Annotated in this window: 7 protein-coding genes; 5 read left to right on the top strand and 2 right to left on the bottom strand. The window is 45.6% G+C overall.

Annotation, left to right across the window (positions count from 1 at the left end; translation table 11 throughout):
- On the top strand, positions 1–795 hold a 795-nt coding region (locus ACJ751_RS09860; protein ID WP_407745318.1), incomplete at its 5' end, for an AsmA-like C-terminal region-containing protein.
- 208 nt (positions 796–1,003) lie between these two features.
- A complete protein-coding gene (locus tag ACJ751_RS09855) occupies positions 1,004–3,256 on the top strand; it encodes a sodium-translocating pyrophosphatase (RefSeq protein ID WP_407745317.1) in 2,253 nt (750 codons plus the stop codon).
- A gap of 233 nt (positions 3,257–3,489) precedes the next feature.
- On the opposite strand, the gene ACJ751_RS09850 is transcribed toward ACJ751_RS09855, so the two are convergent.
- Positions 3,490–5,295, bottom strand: coding sequence for a hypothetical protein (locus tag ACJ751_RS09850; protein ID WP_407745316.1), 1,806 nt, complete (start codon positions 5,293–5,295; stop codon positions 3,490–3,492).
- Between the two features lie 172 nt (positions 5,296–5,467).
- Here ACJ751_RS09850 and ACJ751_RS09845 point away from each other — a divergent pair, with 172 nt between their 5' ends.
- The 3 genes from ACJ751_RS09845 to ACJ751_RS09835 all read left to right on the top strand — a co-directional run bounded on the left by ACJ751_RS09845 (position 5,468) and on the right by ACJ751_RS09835 (position 9,414).
- On the top strand, positions 5,468–6,352 hold the full coding sequence (locus tag ACJ751_RS09845) for a sterol desaturase family protein (protein WP_407745315.1): 885 nt from the start codon (positions 5,468–5,470) through the stop codon (positions 6,350–6,352).
- An 814-nt stretch (positions 6,353–7,166) separates the two neighbouring features.
- On the top strand, positions 7,167–7,550 hold the full coding sequence (locus ACJ751_RS09840; RefSeq protein ID WP_407745314.1) for a BlaI/MecI/CopY family transcriptional regulator: 384 nt from the start codon (positions 7,167–7,169) through the stop codon (positions 7,548–7,550).
- A 7-nt stretch (positions 7,551–7,557) separates the two neighbouring features.
- Complete coding sequence (locus ACJ751_RS09835) at positions 7,558–9,414, top strand: M56 family metallopeptidase (RefSeq protein WP_407745313.1); 1,857 nt, start codon at positions 7,558–7,560, stop codon at positions 9,412–9,414.
- A 1,018-nt stretch (positions 9,415–10,432) separates the two neighbouring features.
- Here the strand turns inward: ACJ751_RS09835 and ACJ751_RS09830 are convergent.
- A partial coding sequence (locus ACJ751_RS09830) for a WbqC family protein (RefSeq protein ID WP_407745319.1) occupies positions 10,433–10,573 on the bottom strand: 141 nt, incomplete at its 5' end.

The raw sequence follows: 10,573 nt of genomic DNA, 5'->3' as shown, positions 1-10,573 counted from the left end.
TTCATGGCCTACAATACCGTGCAGAAGCTGATGCCCATTGGTCAGTTCATAGCTGGTAAACTTACATCGAAGTTAACGCTCAATGGCAAGCTGGGTGAAACCATGATGCCCGATCTGAGCACATTGACCGGCAGCGGCTCCATGCTGTTGTTACAGGGTGTGCTTAATAAATTTGCGCCGTTGGATAAACTGGCCAGCGCACTCGATATCTCCAGCCTGAAAGAGATCTCATTGAAAGATGTAAAAAGCTATTTTGACGTGGCCGATGGAAAAGTGTTTGTGAAACCTTTCAATGTAAAAGTGCAGGACGTGAATATGGAAATTGGCGGTAAGCATGGACTGGATCAATCGATCGATTACGTGATCAACATGAAAGTACCGCGCGAAAAGCTGGGCAGCAAAGCCAATTCCCTCGTGAATAACCTGGTATCACAAGCTAACAACAAAGGCATTCCCGTTAAGGTGAGCGATATCGTGAACTTCAAGGTGAACCTGGGTGGTAGTATTACCAACCCTACCGTGAAAACCGATCTGTCCGGTGCAGGCAACTCCCTGGCCGATGACATGAAGGACCAGGCAAAAGAACTGGTAGAAGCTAAAAAAGCCGCTGCAAAAGACACGTTGCAATCTGTAAAGAACCAGGCCGTGCAGGCAGGTAAAGATTACCTGACCAAGACACTGCTGGGACAAAAAGACAGCACTGGTACCAAAGACAGTGCGGTTAAAAGCAACAAACAACAGCTGGAAGACAAGGCCAAGGGGTTGATGAAAGGGCTGTTTAAGAAGAAAGATTAGTATTTAAACGTAAAATATACGTTTTGCTTCCCGTCCCGATTGAATCGGGACGGGACTTTTTTTGTAACAGCTTTTCCCCAATGCGGCCAAATGCCCGCCAAAAGCGACTTCCGCAAATCTGTGCAAACGCAGAACCGTTTTAAATTCAATCCGGTTTCCCTTATATTTGTTCACCTTACAAAAATTCTAGCGATTAAGAATCAAAACTATGGACAAACTGTTCTACTTAGCGCCCGCTATGGGCATTCTGGGCTTGCTGTATACTTTCATTAAATTCAAATGGGTTTCTAAGCAGGACGCGGGCACCGACCGCATGAAAGAGATCAGCACATACATAGCACAGGGTGCAATGGCCTTTTTACGTGCCGAATGGAAAATCCTCGGCTATTTCGTTGTTATCGTTGCCATATTATTGGGTGTTATGGCCAGCGCCAATCCAGGCTCCCACTGGTCGATTGCCATTGCATTCATTATCGGCGCCATCTTAAGTGCAACAGCCGGTTACATAGGTATGCGGGTGGCTACCAAAGCCAATGTGCGCACCGCCCATGCAGCCCGTACCAGTTTAAGCAAAGCCCTGGCCGTGTCATTTACCGGTGGGTCTGTAATGGGTATGGGTGTGGCTGGTCTGGCTGTATTAGGCTTAAGCAGTTTGTTTCTCATTCTTAAAATGATATTTGCACCCGATGCAGGGGTAGACTCTCCGGAGATGATGCGGACTATTGAAGTGCTCACCGGCTTTTCATTAGGCGCCGAATCAATTGCCCTGTTTGCCCGTGTGGGTGGTGGTATTTATACCAAAGCTGCCGACGTAGGCGCTGACCTGGTAGGTAAAGTGGAAGCCGGCATCCCTGAAGATGATCCGCGCAACCCTGCTACCATTGCCGATAACGTGGGTGATAACGTAGGTGATGTAGCCGGTATGGGCGCTGACCTGTTCGGCTCTTATGTAGCCACCGTATTAGCAACCATGGTACTGGGCCGCGAAGCGGTTGTTACCGACCAGTTCGGTGGGATGTCACTGATATTGCTGCCCATGATGATCGCCGGCGTAGGTATTTTATTCTCTATCATAGGTACCTTCTTTGTACGCATCAGCGAATCGGCCGGTGTTAACACCAGCACGGTACAAAAAGCGCTGAACATGGGTAACTGGGGTTCCATCATCCTTACTGCCATTGCCTGTATCGGCCTGGTGTTCTGGATCTTGCCCGAAGGTGATTTTCACCTGGTGCGCGATACCCTCAACGGCTCCCTGATAGTAGGCGCCAAAACATTCACCCGCGAAGGCATTCTCGGCGCTATCGTAGTGGGATTGGTGGTTGGAACATTAATGAGTATCATCACCGAGTATTATACAGCTATGGGTAAACGTCCGGTGATGAGCATTATACGTCAATCAGCTACCGGCCACGCTACCAACGTGATTGGTGGTTTGGCAGTAGGCATGGAAAGTACGCTGTTGCCTATATTGGTACTGGCAGGCGGCATCTGGGGTTCATACCAATGTGCAGGTTTGTACGGTGTAGGTATTGCCGCAGCCGGTATGATGGCCACTACGGCCATGCAGTTAGCCATCGACGCCTTTGGTCCTATTGCCGATAACGCTGGTGGTATTGCTGAAATGAGCGAATTGCCGAAAGAGGTGCGCGAAAAAACCGATGTACTGGATGCCGTAGGTAACACTACTGCTGCAACCGGTAAAGGTTTTGCCATCGCTTCTGCTGCCCTGACCGCACTGGCCCTGTTTGCTGCGTTTGTAGGGGTAGCTAAAATTCCAGGGATCAATATTTATAAAGCCGATGTACTGGCCGCCCTGTTTGTGGGTGGTATGATCCCCTTCATCTTCTCTTCACTGGCTATCCGGGCTGTAGGTGAAGCTGCGATGGCCATGGTAGAAGAAGTACGTCGCCAGTTCCGTACCATTCCCGGTATCATGGAAGGCAAAGGCAAACCCGAATACGACAAATGCGTTGCTATTTCAACCAATGCTTCTATCAAAAAGATGATCATGCCTGGCCTCATTGCCATCATGTCCCCGCTGATCATTGGTTTCTTAATGGGACCTGAGGCATTAGGTGGTTTTCTGGCTGGCGCTACCGTTAGTGGTGTATTGATGGGTATGTTCCAGAACAACGCCGGTGGCGCCTGGGATAATGCCAAGAAGTCTTTTGAAAAAGGCGTGGAGATCAATGGCCAGATATACTATAAGAAGAGTGAGCCCCATAAAGCATCTGTAACTGGTGATACAGTAGGTGATCCATTTAAAGATACATCAGGCCCGTCTATGAACATCCTCATCAAACTGATGTCGATTGTTTCGCTGGTAATTGCGCCTACCCTGGCTCAAATCCATAGTAACGGTAATACGCAGACTGTTCACACAGAAAAGAAAACTGTAATACCTGAACATAACCGTGACCTGACAAATACTTATACAGTAGAAAAAAAGCTCAATTAAGATTTAAAAAAAAAATCATAAAATATTCAAACAACGATATTATCTTTGGAGTAACAACTTAAGGCACTATATCATACCAAATACCAACGTCCCCATGTTTCTACATCGGGGACCCTTTTTTTTATATACCCTTTCCCTGCAATTGGTACAAGAATACCCTTATAAAATAGCTTACTTCTGCCTGTCAGCACCATTATTGCTCTTCCTGATAACTTTTACCTACATACTAACCCTTACTTTACTAATGCAAACCAGGGAGCTTGTACAAACGAACCCGTAAATTTTACACGCAGGTTACTACGCACGGTAATGTTGAAATTATTTACTCCGTATAATGTATGAGGGAACCAGGTGAAACGGGCTTCAATGGTGCCGAAGATCAGGTTTTCGTTACGGGTTCTTACCCCACCACCCAATGAAGGAAAGAGACCGCCCCGCCAGATCCCCAGCTGCGGGGGCTCCATAAGGGTTCCCCTGGCAAAGGCCAGAAAGCCGATCTTGAAACCCAGGATACTCCACCTTGTATATAAAGTAGTTTCTGTACCAAGCGAAAGGCGCTGTCTGGCCCTTATGCTATCGGTGCTGAATTCATCCAACCCGTACTCATTATTGATATGCAGTGATTCGTATACATGTTGATTATAGATGCCGGCATAACTGATATTGGCATATTGCCTGATCTTGAATTTGGTAAAATCCATTAACCGGCTATACCACGAAATATTCAGCAGGGTGCTGTTATCCTGCCATTCCCTTTTATAAAAATTAGTTCCCAGCGCCAGCGTATAGTTCCAGTAATTTTCATGCTTATCTACCAGCCAGTGATCAAACTCCCACCCTGCATACATCCGCCGCAGGCTGTCAACCTGTACCGCGCCAATGGTAGCCTTGCGTGTCATACCTACAGGAAGATCCTCTGTTCGCCCGAACCCGTAAATATAATTGGTTTTATAAAAGTCGATCTTATACCAGGTGAATTGTCCCAGCACATATCGTTTATTGGTATAATGGGGATCAAAGGTATCCAGCTTGGGTAGCTGACTGAAGTGCTGATTGAAATAGCGCATAGATACAAAACGGCGGCGGCGGTCATCAGTCCCGTTTCTCTTTTGTTTGTTCACCCCAATATTATAACCCAGCCACACATCACCTAACTGGTATTTATAATCGCTGAACAGCGGAGTCGGTTTTCCAAATACATTGGTGCTTTGGTTATGGCTCACCTGCAAACCACCCGCATAACGGGCATTAGGGGTATACAGGGGCCGGTCGAGGGTGAGGAAATACGCCGTTTCATTTTCGGTTGCCAATCCGCCCTGGTTAATCATAGAGTACCCGGCTTCTAAATTAATAAAAGAACCAAGGATGCTGGTTTTCCGGTACCTGATCTCCGACCCTACTATCGGGTTGCGATTCTTGGCATATTGAAGGGTATACTGTAACCGCTGCGCCATGCCCAGGAAATTGGCGTCATAAATGGAAGCCTTCACATTATTAACCCCTGAAGTGTTTACTTCAGCGCCCCAGCTAAACACATCGCGCAAACGAACATACAGGTCAACGGAATCGGGGTACTCTTCAACAGGGCGAACCAAAATGCGGGCATCCTTTATAAAATTCTGGTCGCGTAAAAAACGTTCATTATCCGCCAGCCGGTAAGGGTCTACCGGTTGTCCTTTTTTTACAAACAACATTTCCCTGATGATCCAGTCTTTTGTATTCGATTGCAACCGGTCCGCGGCCCGGGTTAATGTATTCATGAAATTTGAAGCCGTGTCCTGTACATTTAAACTAAATGATAAATTCACAATATATATGCGCCGGATCGCCTTGCCCTCATACCGCTTAAAGCTTGCTTCACTCTTTTGAAAAAAAGACGAATCCTGCCTTTTCTCTTCCACCTTCATAAAGCTATGGTACAGGTCATGCGTCAGTGAGTGCAGGGTCGTTTTCTTCTTCGTACTATCCTGGCCATGAACGGACATGTATAGTACGGTGAAGACAACAGAACATAATATGTAGTGGGGCAGGGTGTGCATATTCATATTGGTTGGCCCGGGCACGGCCATGACAATTAACGATTTATAAGCTCCTCCTATTTAAATACATCAATTATACCATCGTACATATTGTAATATAGACCGCTTAGCCAAAAGCGATGTAGAAAAAAATCTACTTTTGTGTTAAATCGGTCCATTAAACAGCTTGCATATGGCGCCTGAGATCCTATACTTTGCAATACCCGGTTTTGTGGTATTGTTACTGCTCGAAGCATGGTATTCCTGGAAGGAACATAAGGATCTCTATGAGGTCCGGGATACATTCAGCAGTCTGTCGATGGGAATCGGCAATGTAATATCAGGCTTTTTATCAAAATTAGTAGTATTCGGTGCTTTCACCCTCGTATATAAATTCCGGCTATACACCCTCCCTTTTACCTGGTGGATGTGGGTGCTCGCCTTTTTCGCCGATGACCTGTCGTATTACTGGTTCCATTATACTTCCCATAATATCCGTTGGTTCTGGGCATCGCATGTAGTGCATCATTCCTCTCAACGGTACAACCTGTCAACCGCCCTGCGCCAAACCTGGACGGGCAACCTGACCGGCGGTTTTGTTTTCTGGATGTGGATGCCCTTGCTGGGGTTTCATCCCATAGTGGTGATGCTGATGCAACAGATCAGTTTGATCTACCAGTTCTGGATCCATACCGAAGCGGTTCACCTGCTGCCCCGCCCCATCGAATTTATTTTCAATACACCTTCACACCACCGCGTGCACCATGGCAGTAACCTCAAGTACCTCGATAAAAATCATGGTGGTATTTTAATTATCTGGGACCGGCTGTTCGGCACTTTTCAACCCGAAGAAGAACGCCCCACCTATGGCCTCACAAAAAATATTGAAACCTATAACCCGGTACGCATTGCGTTTAAAGAATGGGGCGACATGTTCAGGAGCGCCTCGCGATCCTGCTCCCTTCGTAACTGGTTCAATTACCTTTACCGCCCGCCGGGCTGGAGTCATGATGGGAGTAGTAGGACGGTTAGGGAGATGCAGGGGGAGGTTGATGGGGTTGACGAGTTGACAAGTTAACAAGTTGACAAGTTAACCAGTTGACCAGTTAACAAGGAAGAAATAGGTTTGGATGATTAAAGTTGGAGGTTGATAGAGTTGACGGAGTTGACAGGGTTGATAAAGGATGAGGGTTGAAGAAAGTACCATATAATTTCACTTCATTTCTATATAGAAACCAGGGGCTACTATATATATTATAATACCATTTCTATTTAGAAAGCATGCTCCACTATATATTATTGGTTCATTTCTATATAGAAACTATACTCCACCGTATATTTTCACCTTGTTTTTGTACAAAAATGATACGCTACCATATAATTTCACCCCATTTCTATATAGAAACCATGGGCTACTATATATTATAATACCATTTCTATATAGAAACGATGCGCCACTATATATTTTCACCCCATTTCTATATAGAAACGGTACCAAATTATACAAAAACATAGTGTTTTTATATAGAAAAAAAGTCGCTCTGTATTGAAGATCAAGCTATATCAACCCTATCAACCCGCCCCTTTTGACCTGGAGGCCTCAATCCTCCGCGTTAACTGGTCAACTGGTTAACTTGTTAACTTCGTCAACTCCGTCAACCCTATCAACCCGCCCCTTTTGACCCAAGGAAGCCTCAATATTAACTTGTTAACTCGTCAACTGGTTAACTTGTCAACTGGTCAACCCTCCCCACCACTATATCCAAATCCGTTCACCACTCTATATCCCCATTTATGGACTTTAGCAATACGAACATCTTCGTTTAATTTACCTTCCATTAACAAAACCTTACGAAATTTGTCGTATTTTTAAGCCAAACGTTGTTCAAAATATGGCTACTACAAAAACTATAAAACCCACTGAGAGTGAGTTAGAGATCCTGCAGATCTTATGGAAAAAAGTGAATGCCAGCGTACGCGATGTGCACGAAGAATTGCTGCAAACCAAGGAAGCCGGCTACACCACTACCCTCAAGCTAATGCAGATCATGCATGAAAAAGGGCTGGTAAAACGGGACGATTCCATAAAGACCCACATTTACCAGGCAGCAGTAAGTAAAGAAAAAACCCAAAAACATCTTTTAAATAAGATGATCGATAGCCTGTTTGGCGGGTCATCCGGTGAACTGGTGATGCAGGCCCTGGGTAATCACAAAGCGTCGGCAGAAGAACTGGAGGAGATCCAAAAAATCTTAGACAATTTGAAAAAACAATAAGTAACTCATGAACCTGTTGTACCAATCGGCTTTCCTTAAGGCGTTGGGATGGGCATTACTGAACAGCTTATGGCAAATGGCGTTGTTGTGGCTGGTGTATGTGGGGCTGACCATGAATGGAAAAAAGTTGCTATCCCGTCAAAGACATGCAATTGCTCTGTTATCATTAGCCGGCGGCTCGCTGTGGTTTCTTGCCACCCTGGTCATTAATTTGTACAAAGCCGCCAGCGGTCCACAGGTGATTACTTTATATGTAACGGAAACCGACCCGGCCCTTTACAACAACACCTTGCCGGGCATCATATCACATTGGTTTGAACCGGCTTTGCCCTTCCTGTCTTTGGCATACCTGGTGACGGCGGCGTTCCTCTTTGTTCGATTTTATCTTCAATACCGACATACCCAGCGATTGTTTACCACCGGTTTGCAAAAAGCGGATGCCGAATGGCGCCTGTTTCTGCAACAGGCGGTACAACACATGAGCATTAAAAAGAAAGTACAGATCTGGTTGTCGTCGCTGGTTGATACGCCGGTGACCCTGGGCATAATCAAACCTGTAATTTTATTACCGGTAGCCGCGGTCAACCACCTCACTTTGAAACAGGCCGAGGCCATCATCCTCCACGAGCTGAACCATATTCGCCGCAACGATTACCTGGTGAACCTGCTGATCTCCTGTGTGGATGTGATCCTGTTCTTCAACCCGTTTGCCCGCCAGTTAACCGGCATCATTCGCAAAGAACGGGAAAACTGTTGCGACGACATGGTATTGCAATTTTGCTACGAACCCCATAGCTATGCCACCGCCCTGCTGAAACTGGAGCAAAGTCGCATCCATACAAACGAGCTGGCCCTGGCAGCCACCGGAAAGGATAAACACTTTTTGCTGAACCGGGTAAAACGCATTTTAGGTACTGAACCCGAAAGCACCCCGTTCAACCAAAAAATGATCGCCTACCTGTTGTCGGCCCTGCTGATCGCTTTTATTGGCTGGTACAACCCGGGCAACCTGATCGTAAAAAAACTGGTGGCCGTTCGCGAGCCAGTACCGGTGATGGAAGCCGTTCAAACTTTTGCCACTCCGCCGGCCGATGACCTGGTGAAAGAAGCGGTTGCCTCAGTTGATAATGAGGACCTGGTTGAACAACCCAAAAAAGAAACCGGCTGCCCCCGGCAGAAGGATCCTTATAAAAAACTGCAACAGATCATTGAGCTGACCACCGACGCCAAACTGGCCGCCCTCAGCAAACTGGACGCCATCCCCGAACAAATGGCTGGTTTTATAAACGAAGTGGAAGCGGCTGACTATACCCTGGCCGAAGGAACTCCGGTTCCCCCACTGCCACCCATGCCCCCCGCACAGCAGGTGTTCCCTTATGTGCCCGGAACCAGTTTTTATTTTCAGGCTATAGAAGATACTTCCCTGCCCAAAAAATATGTGATGACCGATGCTGATGTTAAAGCAAAGGCCGCACTGGAAAAATCAATGGAGGCGTTACAGCAGGTTGACTGGAAAAAACTGGAAGGCTCTTTAAAGGCCCAGGGCATGAAAGTGAACATCGACCAGATCCAACTGGAAATTCAAAAAGCCATGCTGCAGGTTGACTGGAAGAAGTTGAATGCCGAATCCCAAAGCGCTCTCGATGAAGCTAACCAGGAAATTGAAAAAATGCAACAGACTTATGCGGTACGGGTGGGCAATTTTCAACAGGCACAAACCGTTCGGGCTGAAAGATTGAAACTGGCCCAGCAGAAAATTCTAATGGACCGGTTACAACAATGCGAGGATTTAAAACAAATGGAAGAAGACAAAAACCTCCTCAAAAAACACCCGGTAAAAAGAAAGCGAATCGTTCACATCTAAGATATCATCCCGATCTCTGGTCGGGATTTTTTTTGCCCCAAACGCATCCTTCCTACTCACTCAAGGCAACATCATATTACATTTTTACCTACTACCGACATCAATACATATTTGCAAATACTGCAAATTATTTGAGTTGAATTTTGCAAAATCCAGGAAGTTGAAAGAGGACATCCTGCAAGGCCGATCTTATAAACCGGCCTGTACAAGGCAGGATATACGGGAAAGAATCATGTGCATTGAGTAACATTGGTCGGAAGGTAACTGGCTGGATAATTACCTACCAGTTTCCAATCGGATCGGATTAAAGACAACAAAATCACGGGCTAAAGCTACGAACGGAAAATTACTATTCCATTCGGAACAGCGAATACTTATCCATACTTTCAAAAAAGATAACGCCAGATCATGGCATTTTTTTATCACATAACGCGAGCTTCTAATTTCATAATCAGGGAACTGGTTCCTGAAGTCTAGTGACTATCTGGCAGAACGGAAACAGTGGCTTAAAAGGGATTACAGCGCCTTGGAGAGATGAATTTGGGCTGGCCTGGAGATAAAACAAAATCCCGCTTTTGGCGGGATTTGTTGTTCGCAGTTGGTATTGGTTACGCAGACATTACCAAAAAAGATTGAGGCGGTTTGGCCTCCAGGATTTTTATTCGGGCTTCCCTTCAGTCATTTTTGGGAAGTTAATATAGTAGATCCATTCATTCCATCACGGTAAAAAATCACCCGGTTGTCCATTCTGCTTGTCTGGATAATTTAAGTTTGAAGTACAACCACTCACCTCTTTTTATTATTCCTTCCCTTCATATCTCCAATCGAGTGACTACGTGATAATTGCTAGACATCGAAACATCTGGAGTTGCTGCAACAAAATTCTAAAAGAATGAAACAAATTGTGAAAAAGTGTTTCATAAGAGTTAATCCCGCTAAAGCACTATAAATCAAAATGGCTGATAATTGGGATATTCCCATTTCCATAATTGGGAATAATTGAATAAAAAGAACAGCTTCAGCCCCCAGCCGTTAAGATCCTTTGGGCATTTTTCCCTTCACAAAACAACAGGTCTAAAATAGACAAATTAGGAATAAACCCTATGCGTTCTTCAAAAACCTGGTGATAACGAACGGGGTTTGGAAAGCCGGTTTGAAG

The organism is Niastella sp., from assembly GCF_045805085.1.
Taxonomy (GTDB): Bacteria; Bacteroidota; Bacteroidia; order Chitinophagales; family Chitinophagaceae; genus Niastella.
Note: the sequence above shows the minus strand (reverse complement) of the source record. Positions and strands in the feature narration are given on the sequence as shown.

What these genes read in the sequence shown, in the direction of transcription:
- ACJ751_RS09840 (WP_407745314.1), top strand. Translation starts at nt 7,167, where the DNA reads ATGGCTACTACAAAAACTATAAAACCCACTGAGAGTGAGTTAGAGATC.
- ACJ751_RS09835 (WP_407745313.1), top strand. Translation starts at nt 7,558, where the DNA reads ATGAACCTGTTGTACCAATCGGCTTTCCTTAAGGCGTTGGGATGGGCA.
- ACJ751_RS09845 (WP_407745315.1), top strand. Translation starts at nt 5,468, where the DNA reads ATGGCGCCTGAGATCCTATACTTTGCAATACCCGGTTTTGTGGTATTG.
- ACJ751_RS09850 (WP_407745316.1), bottom strand. Translation starts at nt 5,295, where the DNA reads ATGCACACCCTGCCCCACTACATATTATGTTCTGTTGTCTTCACCGTA.
- ACJ751_RS09855 (WP_407745317.1), top strand. Translation starts at nt 1,004, where the DNA reads ATGGACAAACTGTTCTACTTAGCGCCCGCTATGGGCATTCTGGGCTTG.